The sequence below is a fragment of the Enterobacter cloacae complex sp. 402C9 genome, from assembly GCF_050030745.1.
In the GTDB taxonomy this organism is placed as follows: domain Bacteria; phylum Pseudomonadota; class Gammaproteobacteria; order Enterobacterales; family Enterobacteriaceae; genus Enterobacter; species Enterobacter intestinihominis.
Map to the genome: position 1 here is coordinate 151757 of NZ_JBLGUW010000002.1, position 14890 is coordinate 166646.

Genomic DNA, 14890 nt, shown 5'->3' on the forward strand with positions numbered 1-14890 from the left:
TCAAAGGCCTTACATTTCAAAAACTCTGCTTACCAGGCGCATTTCGCCCAGGGGATCACCATAATAAAATGCTGAGGCCTGGCCTTTGCGTAGTGCACGCATCACCTCAATACCTTTGATGGTGGCGTAAGCCGTCTTCATGGATTTAAATCCCAGCGTGGCGCCGATTATCCGTTTCAGTTTGCCATGATCGCATTCAATCACGTTGTTCCGGTACTTAATCTGTCGGTGTTCAACGTCAGACGGGCACCGGCCTTCGCGTTTGAGCAGAGCAAGCGCGCGACCATAGGCGGGCGCTTTATCCGTGTTGATGAATCGCGGGATCTGCCACTTCTTCACGTTGTTGAGGATTTTACCCAGAAACCGGTATGCAGCTTTGCTGTTACGACGGGAGGAGAGATAAAAATCGACAGTGCGGCCCCGGCTGTCGACGGCCCGGTACAGATACGCCCAGCGGCCATTGACCTTCACGTAGGTTTCATCCATGTGCCACGGGCAAAGATCGGAAGGGTTACGCCAGTACCAGCGCAGCCGTTTTTCCATTTCAGGCGCATAACGCTGAACCCAGCGGTAAATCGTGGAGTGATCGACATTCACTCCGCGTTCAGCCAGCATCTCCTGCAGCTCACGGTAACTGATGCCGTATTTGCAGTACCAGCGTACGGCCCACAGAATGATGTCACGCTGAAAATGCCGGCCTTTGAATGGGTTCATGTGCAGCTCCATCAGCAAAAGGGGATGATAAGTTTATCACCACCGACTATTTGCAACAGTGCCTCTCGATAGGTATAGTGTTTTGCAGTTTAGAGGAGATATCGCGATGCATACGCGGAAGGCAATAACGGAGGCAATTCGAAAATTAGGAGTCCAAACCGGTGACCTGTTGATGGTGCATGCCTCACTTAAAGCGATTGGTCCGGTCGAAGGAGGAGCGGAGACGGTCGTTGCCGCGTTACGCTCCGCGGTTGGGCCGACTGGCACTGTGATGGGATACGCGTCGTGGGACCGATCACCCTACGAGGAGACTCTGAATGGCGCTCGGTTGGATGACAAAGCCCGCCGTACCTGGCCGCCGTTCGATCCCGCAACGGCCGGGACTTACCGTGGGTTCGGCCTGCTGAATCAATTTCTGGTTCAAGCCCCCGGCGCGCGGCGCAGCGCGCACCCCGATGCATCGATGGTCGCGGTTGGTCCGCTAGCTGAAACGCTGACGGAGCCTCACGAACTCGGTCACGCCTTGGGGGAAGGGTCGCCCGTCGAGCGGTTCGTCCGCCTTGGCGGGAAGGCCCTGCTGTTGGGTGCGCCGCTAAACTCCGTTACCGCATTGCACTACGCCGAGGCGGTTGCGGATATCCCCAACAAACGATGGGTGACGTATGAGATGCCGATGCTTGGAAGAAACGGTGAAGTCGCCTGGAAAACGGCATCAGAATACGATTCAAACGGCATTCTCGATTGCTTTGCTATCGAAGGAAAGCCGGATGCGGTCGAAACTATAGCAAATGCTTACGTGAAGCTCGGTCGCCATCGAGAAGGTGTCGTGGGCTTTGCTCAGTGCTACCTGTTCGACGCGCAGGACATCGTGACGTTCGGCGTCACCTATCTTGAGAAGCACTTCGGAGCCACTCCGATCGTGCCAGCACACGAAGCCGCCCAGCGCTCTTGCGAGCCTTCCGGTTAGAGGCCGTCGACAATGATAATCTGGATCAACGGACCTTTCGGCGCCGGAAAGACGACTCTCGCTGAGCGGCTGCGCGATCGGCGTCCGAAATCGCTGATCTTTGACCCTGAGGAAATCGGGTTCGTGGTGAAAGAAACGGTCCCCATACCAGCGAGCGGAGACTATCAGGATCTCCCCTTGTGGAGGGGACTTACGATCGCTGCGGTCAGCGAGATTCGCAGGAATTACTCGCAGGACATCATCATCCCAATGACGCTCGTGCACCCGGACTATCTGACTGAGATACTCGACGGGTTAAGGCAGATCGACGATCAGCTGCTGCACATCTTTCTGATGCTTAACGAGGACCTATTGCGTCACCGGATCTCGAACCAGACCATGCATCCTGACCCGAATCGGAATGCGGAGATTCGAGAGTGGCGATTAGCGAATGTCGCCCGATGCTTGGCCGCAAGGGAACGGCTTCCGTCCACAACCCGTGTTCTCGATAGTGGTGCACACACCAGCGATGAACTTGCAGCGATGGTGCTCGACAGACTCGATCAGCGCACCTGATCGCCTTAGAGCTGGCTCGGGAAATCTGCACAGCGGGGATAAGTGGAGTTTCTGCCTGACTTCGGCTTAGATGCCGGGAACAGGAGAGACCATGACGAGACGACCGCGCCGGAACCATAGCCCGGCTTTCAAGGCGAAGGTGGCACTTGCCGCCATCCGAGGTGAGCAGACGCTGGTGGAGTTGTCCCAGCAGTTCGATGTGCACGCCAACCAGATCAAGCAATGGAAAGACCAGCTCCTTGAGGGGGCGACAGGTGTGTTCGGCGATGAAACGAAAGCGGAGCCGTCGGGTCCGACCATCGATGTCAAAACGCTGCACGCGAAAATCGGCGAACTGACACTGGAGAACGATTTTTTATCCGGTGCGCTCGGCAAGGCGGGATTGCTGGGCGGAAAGAAATGATCGACCGCGAGCACAAGCTATCCGTCGTGCGCCAGGCGAAGCTTCTCGGCTTCAGCCGTGGCAGCGTCTACTATCTGCCTCGTCCGGTGTCTGACGGCGATCTGGCCCTTATGCGCCGGATTGACGAATTGCATCTCGACTACCCCTTTGCCGGAAGTCGGATGTTGCAAGGGCTCTTGAGAGGAGAAGGTCTGGAGACCGGGCGGCGACACGTCGCCACGCTGATGAAGAAGATGGGCATCAAGGCGATCTACCGCCGCCCGAACACCTCGAAACCAGCGCCAGGGCACATACGAAAGCTGGCAGTCACCCGGCCCAATCAGGTGTGGGCAATGGACCTGACCTACATCCCCATGGCGCGGGGATTTGTCTATCTGTGCGCCGTCGTGGACTGGTTCAGCCGGAAGGTCTTGTCATGGCGGTTGTCGATCACGATGGAAGCAGCCTTCTGCATCGAGGCGGTGGAGGAGGCACTTGCCCGTCATGGCAGGCCGGAAATCTTCAATACCGACCAGGGATCGCAGTTCACCTCCATCGACTTCACCGCCGTGCTGAAGAGGTCACAGATTGCCATCTCGATGGATGGCAAGGGTGCGTGGCGAGACAATGTCTTCGTCGAGCGGCTCTGGCGTTCGATCAAATACGAGGAAGTCTACCTCCATGCCTACAAGACTGTGTCCGAGGCACGCGCTGGCATCGCCCGATATCTGAACTTCTACAACACCAGACGCCCACATTGGCACTGTTGCAAAGTTAGCGATGAGGCAGCCTTTTGTCTTATTCAAAGGCCTTACATTTCAAAAACTCTGCTTACCAGGCGCATTTCGCCCAGGGGATCACCATAATAAAATGCTGAGGCCTGGCCTTTGCGTAGTGCACGCATCACCTCAATACCTTTGATGGTGGCGTAAGCCGTCTTCATGGATTTAAATCCCAGCGTGGCGCCGATTATCCGTTTCAGTTTGCCATGATCGCATTCAATCACGTTGTTCCGGTACTTAATCTGTCGGTGTTCAACGTCAGACGGGCACCGGCCTTCGCGTTTGAGCAGAGCAAGCGCGCGACCATAGGCGGGCGCTTTATCCGTGTTGATGAATCGCGGGATCTGCCACTTCTTCACGTTGTTGAGGATTTTACCCAGAAACCGGTATGCAGCTTTGCTGTTACGACGGGAGGAGAGATAAAAATCGACAGTGCGGCCCCGGCTGTCGACGGCCCGGTACAGATACGCCCAGCGGCCATTGACCTTCACGTAGGTTTCATCCATGTGCCACGGGCAAAGATCGGAAGGGTTACGCCAGTACCAGCGCAGCCGTTTTTCCATTTCAGGCGCATAACGCTGAACCCAGCGGTAAATCGTGGAGTGATCGACATTCACTCCGCGTTCAGCCAGCATCTCCTGCAGCTCACGGTAACTGATGCCGTATTTGCAGTACCAGCGTACGGCCCACAGAATGATGTCACGCTGAAAATGCCGGCCTTTGAATGGGTTCATGTGCAGCTCCATCAGCAAAAGGGGATGATAAGTTTATCACCACCGACTATTTGCAACAGTGCCCGCTGCCCTACCTCTCACTAGTGAGGGGCGGCAGCGCATCAAGCGGTGAGCGCACTCCGGCACCGCCAACTTTCAGCACATGCGTGTAAATCATCGTCGTAGAGACGTCGGAATGGCCGAGCAGATCCTGCACGGTTCGAATGTCGTAACCGCTGCGGAGCAAGGCCGTCGCGAACGAGTGGCGGAGGGTGTGCGGTGTGGCGGGCTTCGTGATGCCTGCTTGTTCTACGGCACGTTTGAAGGCGCGCTGAAAGGTCTGGTCATACATGTGATGGCGACGCACGACACCGCTCCGTGGATCGGTCGAATGCGTGTGCTGCGCAAAAACCCAGAACCACGGCCAGGAATGCCCGGCGCGCGGATACTTCCGCTCAAGGGCGTCGGGAAGCGCAACGCCGCTGCGGCCCTCGGCCTGGTCCTTCAGCCACCATGCCCGTGCACGCGACAGCTGCTCGCGCAGGCTGGGTGCCAAGCTCTCGGGTAACATCAAGGCCCGATCCTTGGAGCCCTTGCCCTCCCGCACGATGATCGTGCCGTGATCGAAATCCAGATCCTTGACCCGCAGTTGCAAACCCTCACTGATCCGCATGCCCGTTCCATACAGAAGCTGGGCGAACAAACGATGCTCGCCTTCCAGAAAACCGAGGATGCGAACCACTTCATCCGGGGTCAGCACCACCGGCAAGCGCCGCGACGGCCGAGGTCTTCCGATCTCCTGAAGCCAGGGCAGATCCGTGCACAGCACCTTGCCGTAGAAGAACAGCAAGGCCGCCAATGCCTGACGATGCGTGGAGACCGAAACCTTGCGCTCGTTCGCCAGCCAGGACAGAAATGCCTCGACTTCGCTGCTGCCCAAGGTTGCCGGGTGACGCACACCGTGGAAACGGATGAAGGCACGAACCCAGTGGACATAAGCCTGTTCGGTTGGTAAGCTGTAATGCAAGTAGCGTATGCGCTCACGCAACTGGTCCAGAACCTTGACCGAACGCAGCGGTGGTAACGGCGCAGTGGCGGTTTTCATGGCTTGTTATGACTGTTTTTTTGTACAGTCTATGCCTCGGGCATCCAAGCAGCAAGCGCGTTACGCCGTGGGTCGATGTTTGATGTTATGGAGCAGCAACGATGTTACGCAGCAGGGCAGTCGCCCTAAAACAAAGTTAAACATCATGAGGGAAGCGATGATCGCCGAAGTATCGACTCAACTATCAGAGGTAGTTGGCGTCATCGAGCGCCATCTCGAACCGACGTTGCTGGCCGTACATTTGTACGGCTCCGCAGTGGATGGCGGCCTGAAGCCACACAGTGATATTGATTTGCTGGTTACGGTGACCGTAAGGCTTGATGAAACAACGCGGCGAGCTTTGATCAACGACCTTTTGGAAACTTCGGCTTCCCCTGGAGAGAGCGAGATTCTCCGCGCTGTAGAAGTCACCATTGTTGTGCACGACGACATCATTCCGTGGCGTTATCCAGCTAAGCGCGAACTGCAATTTGGAGAATGGCAGCGCAATGACATTCTTGCAGGTATCTTCGAGCCAGCCACGATCGACATTGATCTGGCTATCTTGCTGACAAAAGCAAGAGAACATAGCGTTGCCTTGGTAGGTCCAGCGGCGGAGGAACTCTTTGATCCGGTTCCTGAACAGGATCTATTTGAGGCGCTAAATGAAACCTTAACGCTATGGAACTCGCCGCCCGACTGGGCTGGCGATGAGCGAAATGTAGTGCTTACGTTGTCCCGCATTTGGTACAGCGCAGTAACCGGCAAAATCGCGCCGAAGGATGTCGCTGCCGACTGGGCAATGGAGCGCCTGCCGGCCCAGTATCAGCCCGTCATACTTGAAGCTAGACAGGCTTATCTTGGACAAGAAGAAGATCGCTTGGCCTCGCGCGCAGATCAGTTGGAAGAATTTGTTCACTACGTGAAAGGCGAGATCACCAAGGTAGTCGGCAAATAATGTCTAACAATTCGTTCAAGCCGACGCCGCTTCGCGGCGCGGCTTAACTCAAGCGTTAGATGCACTAAGCACATAATTGCTCACAGCCAAACTATCAGGTCAAGTCTGCTTTTATTATTTTTAAGCGGGTAATGACTCCAACTTATTGATAGTGTTTTATGTTCAGATAATGCCCGATGACTTTGTCATGCAGCTCCACCGATTTTGAGAACGACAGCGACTTCCGTCCCAGCCGTGCCAGGTGCTGCCTCAGATTCAGGTTATGCCGCTCAATTCGCTGCGTATATCGCTTGCTGATTACGTGCAGCTTTCCCTTCAGGCGGGATTCATACAGCGGCCAGCCATCCGTCATCCATATCACCACGTCAAAGGGTGACAGCAGGCTCATAAGACGCCCCAGCGTCGCCATCGTGCGTTCACCGAATACGTGCGCAACAACCGTCTTCCGGAGCCTGTCATACGCGTAAAACAGCCAGCGCTGGCGCGATTTAGCCCCGACGTATCCCCACTGTTCGTCCATTTCCGCGCAGACGATGACGTCACTGCCCGGCTGTATGCGCGAGGTTACCGACTGCGGCCTGAGTTTTTTAAATGGCGGAAAATCGTGTTGAGGCCAACGCCCATAATGCGGGCGGTTGCCCGGCATCCAACGCCATTCATGGCCATATCAATGATTTTCTGGTGCGTACCGGGTTGAGAAGCGGTGTAAGTGAACTGCAGTTGCCATGTTTTACGGCAGTGAGAGCAGAGATAGCGCTGATGTCCGGCGGTGCTTTTGCCGTTACGCACCACCCCGTCAGTAGCTGAACAGGAGGGACAGCTGATAGAAACAGAAGCCACTGGAGCACCTCAAAAACACCATCATACACTAAATCAGTAAGTTGGCAGCATCACCCGACGCACTTTGCGCCGAATAAATACCTGTGACGGAAGATCACTTCGCAGAATAAATAAATCCTGGTGTCCCTGTTGATACCGGGAAGCCCTGGGCCAACTTTTGGCGAAAATGAGACGTTGATCGGCACGTAAGAGGTTCCAACTTTCACCATAATGAAATAAGATCACTACCGGGCGTATTTTTTGAGTTATCGAGATTTTCAGGAGCTAAGGAAGCTAAAATGGAGAAAAAAATCACTGGATATACCACCGTTGATATATCCCAATGGCATCGTAAAGAACATTTTGAGGCATTTCAGTCAGTTGCTCAATGTACCTATAACCAGACCGTTCAGCTGGATATTACGGCCTTTTTAAAGACCGTAAAGAAAAATAAGCACAAGTTTTATCCGGCCTTTATTCACATTCTTGCCCGCCTGATGAATGCTCATCCGGAATTCCGTATGGCAATGAAAGACGGTGAGCTGGTGATATGGGATAGTGTTCACCCTTGTTACACCGTTTTCCATGAGCAAACTGAAACGTTTTCATCGCTCTGGAGTGAATACCACGACGATTTCCGGCAGTTTCTACACATATATTCGCAAGATGTGGCGTGTTACGGTGAAAACCTGGCCTATTTCCCTAAAGGGTTTATTGAGAATATGTTTTTCGTCTCAGCCAATCCCTGGGTGAGTTTCACCAGTTTTGATTTAAACGTGGCCAATATGGACAACTTCTTCGCCCCCGTTTTCACCATGGGCAAATATTATACGCAAGGCGACAAGGTGCTGATGCCGCTGGCGATTCAGGTTCATCATGCCGTTTGTGATGGCTTCCATGTCGGCAGAATGCTTAATGAATTACAACAGTACTGCGATGAGTGGCAGGGCGGGGTGATGCTGCCAACTTACTGATTTAGTGTATGATGGTGTTTTTGAGGTGCTCCAGTGGCTTCTGTTTCTATCAGCTGTCCCTCCTGTTCAGCTACTGACGGGGTGGTGCGTAACGGCAAAAGCACTGCCGGACATCAGCGCTATCTCTGCTCTCACTGCCGTAAAACATGGCAACTGCAGTTCACTTACACCGCTTCTCAACCCGGTACGCACCAGAAAATCATTGATATGGCCATGAATGGCGTTGGATGCCGGGCAACCGCCCGCATTATGGGCGTTGGCCTCAACACGATTTTCCGCCATTTAAAAAACTCAGGCCGCAGTCGGTAACCTCGCGCATACAGCCGGGCAGTGACGTCATCGTCTGCGCGGAAATGGACGAACAGTGGGGATACGTCGGGGCTAAATCGCGCCAGCGCTGGCTGTTTTACGCGTATGACAGGCTCCGGAAGACGGTTGTTGCGCACGTATTCGGTGAACGCACGATGGCGACGCTGGGGCGTCTTATGAGCCTGCTGTCACCCTTTGACGTGGTGATATGGATGACGGATGGCTGGCCGCTGTATGAATCCCGCCTGAAGGGAAAGCTGCACGTAATCAGCAAGCGATATACGCAGCGAATTGAGCGGCATAACCTGAATCTGAGGCAGCACCTGGCACGGCTGGGACGGAAGTCGCTGTCGTTCTCAAAATCGGTGGAGCTGCATGACAAAGTCATCGGGCATTATCTGAACATAAAACACTATCAATAAGTTGGAGTCATTACCCCGGAACAAAACGGATATTAAGTCATTATCAGAAAAAATAAACGATGCGATGGTAGGGCACAATGGTTTATTCATTTCTATAAAAAACATGGAAAATGAAAAAATTGTTGAACTCTATGCCAAAAATTCTGTTGTTCCAGCGGTCCTGCTTAATAAGTCGGGTGATATTCTCGACTATATGATCCAGACGGAAGAAAATAACACCGTGTACCGCAGTATCTCGCGGCGGGTTGCCGTGACGCCGGAACAGGGTAAAAGCAAACATGTCATCATTACGGTTGCCACGGATACTGGGTATCACACCCTGTTTATGGATAAGCTCAGTACCTGGCTGTTCTGGTTCAATATCGGTCTGGTCTTTATTTCTGTTTTTCTGGGCTGGCTGACCACACGTATTGGTCTGAAACCGCTACGGGAAATGACCAGTCTGGCTTCCTCCATGACCGTACACAGCCTGGATCAGCGTCTTAATCCCGATTTGGCTCCGCCGGAAATTTCTGAGACCATGCAGGAGTTCAATAACATGTTCGATCGCCTGGAGGGGTCATTCCGGAAACTGTCAGATTTCTCGTCTGACATCGCGCATGAGCTGCGCACAGCGGTCAGTAATCTGATGATGCAGACGCAGTTTGCACTGGCTAAGGAAAGGGATGTTTCGCATTACCGCGAAATCTTATTCGCTTACCTGGAAGAACTGAAAAGGTTGTCACGAATGACCAGTGATATGCTTTTTCTGGCACGTTCAGAGCATGGTCTGCTGCAGCTGGATAAACATGATGTGGATCTGGCCGCCGAACTGAATGAATTACGTGAGCTGTTCGAGCCTCTGGCAGACGAAACAGGAAAGACAATCACCGTTGAAGGAGAGGGCGTTGTTGCCGGAGACAGCGATATGCTGCGACGTGCTTTCAGTAACCTGCTTTCCAATGCAATCAAGTATTCTCCCGATAACACCTGTACAGCGATACACCTTGAGCGTGACAGTGACTGTGTGAACGTGATGATTACGAATACGATGTCCGGCCAGGTTCCCGCTAATCTGGAACGTTTGTTTGATCGGTTCTATCGAGCTGATTCATCAAGGGTCCACAACACGGAAGGCGCGGGGCTGGGATTATCAATTACAAGGTCGATCATTCATGCTCATGGCGGCGAGCTGTCAGCAGAACAGCAGGGGCGGGAAATTGTGTTCAGTGTGCGCCTGTTAATGGATTAATCCCGTTCTTCAGGAGAAACCTGGAAGGTGACAAAATTGTCATCATTCAGTCACGCGATAAACAGAGGCGGTTTTTTATAATCATACATAAATCAGGAGCAGAGTGATAACGCAATCGCCTGGTTCCTGGAGTGATGAATAACCCGCCCTGAGATCAAATGCTTTCTCTGTTATAAGCCGTTGATTGTTTGGGTATGAAAACACCGGAGACCCAACCATGAAAAAGATCCTTGTATCATTTGTTGCCATTATGGCTGTCGCTTCATCCGCCATGGCTGCAGAGACAATGAACATGCATGACCAGGTAAATAATGCCCAGGCACCCGCCCATCAGATGCAGTCAACCTCTGAAAAAAGCGCTGTTCAGGGAGACAGTATGACAATGATGGATATGAGCGGACACGATCAGGCTGCAATGTCCCATGAAATGATGCAAAACGGCAACGCTTCTGCCCACCAGGACATGGCGGAGATGCATAAAAAAATGATGAAAGGCAAACCAGGGGCCACCAACGAATCAGCAACGTCATTTTCAGAAATGAACGAGCATGAAAAAGCCGCTGTTGTGCACGAGAAGGCGAATAATGGTCAGTCTTCCGTTATTCATCAGCAGCAGGCTGAAAAGCATCGCAGCCAGATCACCCAGAATTAACCCGCAGCTCCACTTGTTAGACCCTCATTTGACGCCGAAGTCACTGGCTTACGCTCCCGTCCGGGAGCGTTTTTTTTATTCTTTCATTTATCATTGAGTCTTATGGGAATGGATTTAATCAGTTACTTAATCCCTGCCTCAGCAACAAGTCCCGGAAAGAGCAGCTTTATATTCCGGGTTTTTCTGCTCATAACCTCAACGGTGGCGCTTAGGATGTACTTTGTAAGTACCCAGAGTGTGTGTCATCAGTACCGGTGTTAATGCACCAGCCCATTCCAGCCATGTATACCCATGTAAATCCCAACAGCAGCAATCAGGGCGCTTGAAATATAGGGGGCTCTTCTGGCGATGGTATTGAAGCCACTCCAGCGTTTGGCGACCTGACGAACGCTGATCGCCGCACCCACTCCAACCGTTACGAGGGTCAATGCCAGGCCGATACTGAAACAAACAACCAGTGTGGCACCCAGCGTAAGCGCTTTAAGCTGAAGGCAGATCAACAATACAGTTATAGCTGCCGGGCAAGGGATAAGCCCTCCTGTCAGTCCAAATATCAGGATTTGCCCGTTGGTTACTTCTTTCCCGTCGAAGCGGCGTTTTATGTCATTGGCATGAGCCAGTTCGTGAGCGTCCTGATACTCTTTCGAATTCACATCCAGCCCATCAAGCTCAGAGTGGTCATGGTCATGGTCGTGTTCAGCGAACGCCACATCATAGTCATGGACATGACCACGATGTCCCAGAGACAGACGTACGTTGAAACTGTGAGGCTCAGGGATGGGAGATGTTGACTCCAGATAATCACCATGATCAACAAATTCAAAAGTCTGAGAGATCGTACTGTTTTCCCGAAGTGTGGTTAATGAGATATCTTCAGAAGCCCATCTTTGGCCACTAAGAGTGCGTAGCCGCCAGTGGGGAAGTTGTCCTTCTTCAAAAATGGACAGTTCAACTTTTCCATGGCCAGTATCGATCAACCTTGTTTCGTCATGGTGATGATGTTCATTCTCCTGCATTCCCTCCAGCCAGTTTTTCTCACCGCTCCAGGTTCGCCAGAACATCCAAAAAGCCGTACCAAGGATGATCACTGAAGAGACCATCTGTAGCCAGGGTTCGGCTGATTCTGCGGTAAATTTATTACTGATATACATCCCTCCAAAAGCAATCAGCCATACGACTGCAGTGTGCGACAATGTTGCCGCGACACCCAGCATCACGGCCTGACGTACGGTGCCTTTTATAGCAATGATGAATGCTGCCATCATTGTTTTGGAGTGCCCGGGCTCCAGTCCATGAAGCGCGCCAAGCAGAATGGCGCTGGGGATGAAAAACCATGCGTTGCCTTGCTGAAGAAGTGTCGTAAATTCGTTCATGAGAATCATTCTTGGTTATTAAGTGTAGGCCGGATTCTACTCCCCCCCAGTAAAATATACTACCCCCCAGTAGAATAACGCTGGTATAGTTACATAAAATATCCAGGAGAGTGAGAGCCCACATGTCACATACCATCCGCGATAAACAAAAACTGAAAGCACGTACAAGCAAGATCCAGGGGCAGGTTGCTGCGCTGAAAAAAATGCTTGATGAACCTCACGAATGTGCCGCTGTACTGCAACAAATAGCCGCCATACGTGGTGCCGTGAATGGTTTATTGCGTGAAGTGATTAAAGGACATTTGACTGAACATATTGTTCATGAAAGTGAAGAACAGAAACGAGAAGAAGACCTGGACGTTGTGCTGAAGGTTCTGGATTCTTACATCAAGTGACAGTTTGGCTAAAAGCCCTGAGCATTAATTTATCTAAATAACACGTTATCAAGTGACGGTTTTGGGCTGTTTGTAGCGGCATAGTGAGTTTGTTTAATCAATGAGCTTTAAGATGCCCCCCTTCATGCAAGGCAACGCGTACATTTCTGGTACATCTACTTCCCTTACTTTGCTCAGGGCAACCCACATTGTTAAAGCCTCTACTCGCTGACCATCAAAATCACCCAACGTCAGATAATGGAAAAAAATTTTGGATGACATTTTGAAACGTGTCCTCTGCTGTGAACGTCGAGAGATGCTACGCGAGAAAGGAGATGACCTACTTAGTATCCTGTTAAGTAGGTCTATCTGAAGAAGTAGACAACTTTAAAGTCTTTTTCATGTTAAAGGAGACAACTTTAATGTCTGTGTACACCTACCTTTGCTCAAATCAAAATGTTCTGACATACCAAAATGGAGTGTAAAATGACTCAAAACCAGGGTTCTGAGCCAGTACCGGCGAGCCGGACAGGGCAGCTCATCAGCGCCCGGGATATGGCCATGCAGAAATTCGAAGAAGGGATGCGGTTAATCTCGGAAGCGTCGGAACTGTGCGGTCTCTCTCTCTTCACCAGCAGAATTATGCAGCCCAACGCATTTGGTCTTCCGTCGTCACTGGATCGCACCATCGAGGAGGGGCGTAAGGAAATTGACCGTAAAACGTGGAAAAGGCTCTTTGAAGAAACAGGTATGGACCGGTACTGGAACCATAAGCAAAAAGAAGCCTTTAACGAATCCCTTCGTACGGATCCGCCCGTCGCTTCCCTGGAGATTGTTAAGGGAACATTACAGCATGCACTGGCTAACAGACGAGACACCCTTGCAGAAGGTTTCGTTGATGTTCTCAACAAGCTTGACCGAAGTTTCAAAAGCAATGCCAGGCAATATACAATGCCAAAAAAGCTTGTTCTTCGGGGGATTTTTCCTGGTGTGAACGTGCTGAGGTACAACGGTTTCTCGCAGGACAATCACTTTTGTTTACGCGACTTTGAGAATATTGTATGCATCTGTTCTGATACTCCAACACCTGCAACCGGCGGTGGGCTGAGTATGGTCGACAGGCTGACGGCCATGAGAAATACAGAATTCACAGGCGAGGTCAGTGATGAGAATGGCTGGCGGTGTCGCCTGTTTGAGAATGGAAACGTTCATATTTGCATCGACAGTATCTCGCTTCTGAATGCTCTGAACGATCTTATCAGCATATATTTTGCAAACCAGCTTCCGGCCGCAGGAAAAAAATGATGATTGAAAATGATAAAGAAAAAAGCCTGAACGATGCTACCCCGCCAGAGGTGCAGAATGACATCCGCAGCGAATCCACTGAAAAATCAAAGGAAATGGGTCGTTCAAGGTACTCATCTATCGCGATGATCGATTACTTCAATGCAATCGAACGTCTGTGCAAAGAGAAAGAAATTAACCCGGAAAATATCGATCTGAGCTTCAAAGTTCACTGGCTCAGAAACGCTGTTGGCGGCTCGTTTGCAAGGTCACAGGAGATGTTCGCGGAGTACCAGAAGTATGTTAAAGAGGTTCCTGAAGAGGCCCGTTACCTGGATATACCCGATGAGGTAAAGGTTGCACTCGGCGATATTATCTCGTACATCACCTGGCACTACCGTAGAAGCTATACCGCAATACAGAATGATAGTGTTAAAAAAGCTGAAGCACGTAGCATGCAGCTGGAGGAGGAGGTAACGCAGCTGTTACAGCGGCTTGAGCAAAGCGCTACCGATATGGATGAGCTGAAACTTGAGAATCAGGCACTACAGGGTCGATTAGAGATCCGGGACAGTACCGTCAAGGAGTTAGAAACAAGGCTGAATGTTGCCGAAGCAGAACTCGAAACCTGCCATCACCAGTTAGATAGCACACGGCATGAATTGAGCCTCGCACAGCAGTCAAATGACTCACTCTCCCAGCAACTGGCTGAACGTAAAACAGAGATCGCTGGTCACCTTGAATATCAAAAAAAGCTGAACGAAGAGATCAACACGCAGCGTTCTGATAACGCCGGTCTTTCCAGACAATGCGACCAGTTAAGTCAGACTGTGTCAGATACAAAGGCAGAGAGGGACAGGTTTGAACAGGAATTGATTGCTGCACAGAACCTTTGTACTGAGCTGAAAAGTGCACTGTCCGGGAAAGAGGGTGACCTGGTGGCGGTGAATGCCGAACTTACTGAACTCCATAAACTAAACGAGTCGCTGAGCGCCGACCTGAATAAAGTAACTTTGGTCAGCCAGGGCTATGAAGCGGAAGTGGCTGAACAAAGCAATGAACTCAAAACGCTCCAGGCCAAAGTAATGAAGCTGGAAGCTACCCTGGAGGCGGAGAAAACAATCTCAGAATCCCTGAAAGGCACCATTGATACATTAACTGGTGCAATGGCAGGGGGAGGTACTGGAAAGTCAAAACAGCCGCGTAGCAGAAAAACATCATGATAAATGAAGCCAGGTTGATACACTTCTCTGCATCCCCTGGCACATAAGAACTTCTGCGGACATTCAGCCCGTCC

16 protein-coding genes and 1 pseudogene are annotated in these 14890 nt (G+C 51.5%); 11 read left to right on the forward strand and 6 right to left on the reverse strand.

Going from position 1 to position 14890, the window contains the following annotated elements; all coding sequences use genetic code 11:
- Positions 1-9: 9 nt before the first annotated feature.
- Positions 10-714 (reverse strand): IS6-like element IS26 family transposase, encoded by a 705-nt coding sequence (locus ACQG1K_RS23395; protein ID WP_001067855.1) that lies wholly within the window; start codon positions 712-714, stop codon positions 10-12.
- A 106-nt stretch (positions 715-820) separates the two neighbouring features.
- On the opposite strand from ACQG1K_RS23395, the gene aac(3)-IIe reads away from it, so the two are divergent.
- The 3 genes from aac(3)-IIe to ACQG1K_RS23410 all read left to right on the forward strand — a co-directional run bounded on the left by aac(3)-IIe (position 821) and on the right by ACQG1K_RS23410 (position 3484).
- On the forward strand, positions 821-1681 hold the full coding sequence (gene aac(3)-IIe, locus ACQG1K_RS23400) for an aminoglycoside N-acetyltransferase AAC(3)-IIe (RefSeq protein WP_000557452.1): 861 nt from the start codon (positions 821-823) through the stop codon (positions 1679-1681).
- A gap of 12 nt (positions 1682-1693) precedes the next feature.
- The gene (locus tag ACQG1K_RS23405; RefSeq protein WP_002063889.1) at positions 1694-2236 is read left to right on the forward strand and encodes an AAA family ATPase; all 543 of its coding nucleotides are present in this window, start codon (positions 1694-1696) and stop codon (positions 2234-2236) included.
- Between the two features lie 91 nt (positions 2237-2327).
- Positions 2328-3484, forward strand: a protein-coding gene (locus ACQG1K_RS23410) for an IS3 family transposase (RefSeq protein ID WP_369700724.1) whose coding sequence is annotated in 2 segments (ribosomal slippage) — positions 2328-2595 and positions 2595-3484 — 1158 coding nt in all. Because the reading frame shifts where the segments join, the coding sequence is not laid out codon by codon here.
- Here the strand turns inward: ACQG1K_RS23410 and ACQG1K_RS23415 are convergent.
- Together ACQG1K_RS23415 and intI1 are read right to left on the reverse strand one after the other, a co-directional pair.
- On the reverse strand, positions 3430-4134 hold the full coding sequence (locus tag ACQG1K_RS23415) for an IS6-like element IS26 family transposase (protein ID WP_001067855.1): 705 nt from the start codon (positions 4132-4134) through the stop codon (positions 3430-3432). The two genes, ACQG1K_RS23410 and ACQG1K_RS23415, sit on opposite strands and share 55 nt — an antisense overlap.
- Before the next feature lie 70 nt (positions 4135-4204).
- The gene (gene intI1 / locus ACQG1K_RS23420; protein ID WP_000845039.1) at positions 4205-5218 is read right to left on the reverse strand and encodes a class 1 integron integrase IntI1; all 1014 of its coding nucleotides are present in this window, start codon (positions 5216-5218) and stop codon (positions 4205-4207) included.
- A 145-nt stretch (positions 5219-5363) separates the two neighbouring features.
- On the opposite strand from intI1, the pseudogene aadA1 reads away from it, so the two are divergent.
- A pseudogene (gene aadA1 / locus ACQG1K_RS23425) lies at positions 5364-6202 on the forward strand (ANT(3'')-Ia family aminoglycoside nucleotidyltransferase AadA1).
- 95 nt (positions 6203-6297) lie between these two features.
- Here aadA1 and ACQG1K_RS23430 read toward each other — a convergent pair.
- A protein-coding gene (locus tag ACQG1K_RS23430; protein WP_095033700.1) for an IS1-like element IS1B family transposase occupies positions 6298-6995 on the reverse strand; the annotation gives its coding sequence in 2 pieces (ribosomal slippage) (positions 6298-6746 and positions 6746-6995; 699 coding nt in all).
- Between the two features lie 278 nt (positions 6996-7273).
- On the opposite strand from ACQG1K_RS23430, the gene catA reads away from it, so the two are divergent.
- From catA to ACQG1K_RS23450, 4 genes are all read left to right on the forward strand, one after another.
- Entirely contained in the window at positions 7274-7948 is a 675-nt protein-coding gene (catA, locus tag ACQG1K_RS23435) for a type A chloramphenicol O-acetyltransferase (protein WP_031942326.1), read from the forward strand.
- Between the two features lie 33 nt (positions 7949-7981).
- A protein-coding gene (locus ACQG1K_RS23440) for an IS1-like element IS1B family transposase (RefSeq protein ID WP_095033700.1) occupies positions 7982-8679 on the forward strand; the annotation gives its coding sequence in 2 pieces (ribosomal slippage) (positions 7982-8231 and positions 8231-8679; 699 coding nt in all).
- The gene (locus ACQG1K_RS23445; protein WP_077269371.1) at positions 8672-9910 is read left to right on the forward strand and encodes a sensor histidine kinase; all 1239 of its coding nucleotides are present in this window, start codon (positions 8672-8674) and stop codon (positions 9908-9910) included. The genes ACQG1K_RS23440 and ACQG1K_RS23445 overlap by 8 nt, the downstream gene beginning before the upstream one ends.
- A 217-nt stretch (positions 9911-10127) precedes the next feature.
- Positions 10128-10562 carry a hypothetical protein gene (locus ACQG1K_RS23450; RefSeq protein WP_000723070.1) on the forward strand — a complete coding sequence of 145 codons (435 nt, stop codon included), beginning with the start codon at positions 10128-10130 and terminating at the stop codon, positions 10560-10562.
- Positions 10563-10819: 257 nt separating this feature from the next.
- Here the strand turns inward: ACQG1K_RS23450 and ACQG1K_RS23455 are convergent, their stop codons facing one another.
- The gene (locus ACQG1K_RS23455) at positions 10820-11935 is read right to left on the reverse strand and encodes a nickel/cobalt efflux protein RcnA (protein ID WP_001572377.1); all 1116 of its coding nucleotides are present in this window, start codon (positions 11933-11935) and stop codon (positions 10820-10822) included.
- Between the two features lie 122 nt (positions 11936-12057).
- Between ACQG1K_RS23455 and rcnR the strand changes: the two genes are divergently transcribed.
- The gene (rcnR, locus tag ACQG1K_RS23460) at positions 12058-12330 is read left to right on the forward strand and encodes a Ni(II)/Co(II)-binding transcriptional repressor RcnR (RefSeq protein WP_000019951.1); all 273 of its coding nucleotides are present in this window, start codon (positions 12058-12060) and stop codon (positions 12328-12330) included.
- A 93-nt stretch (positions 12331-12423) separates the two neighbouring features.
- Here the strand turns inward: rcnR and ACQG1K_RS23465 are convergent, their stop codons facing one another.
- Positions 12424-12591 carry a hypothetical protein gene (locus tag ACQG1K_RS23465; RefSeq protein WP_001572379.1) on the reverse strand — a complete coding sequence of 56 codons (168 nt, stop codon included), beginning with the start codon at positions 12589-12591 and terminating at the stop codon, positions 12424-12426.
- Positions 12592-12795: 204 nt separating this feature from the next.
- Between ACQG1K_RS23465 and ACQG1K_RS23470 the strand changes: the two genes are divergently transcribed.
- Together ACQG1K_RS23470 and ACQG1K_RS23475 are read left to right on the forward strand one after the other, a co-directional pair.
- Entirely contained in the window at positions 12796-13614 is an 819-nt protein-coding gene (locus ACQG1K_RS23470; protein ID WP_000193209.1) for a DUF4942 domain-containing protein, read from the forward strand.
- Complete coding sequence (locus tag ACQG1K_RS23475; protein ID WP_001572381.1) at positions 13611-14816, forward strand: hypothetical protein; 1206 nt, start codon at positions 13611-13613, stop codon at positions 14814-14816. The genes ACQG1K_RS23470 and ACQG1K_RS23475 overlap by 4 nt, the downstream gene beginning before the upstream one ends.
- Positions 14817-14890 lie beyond the last annotated feature (74 nt).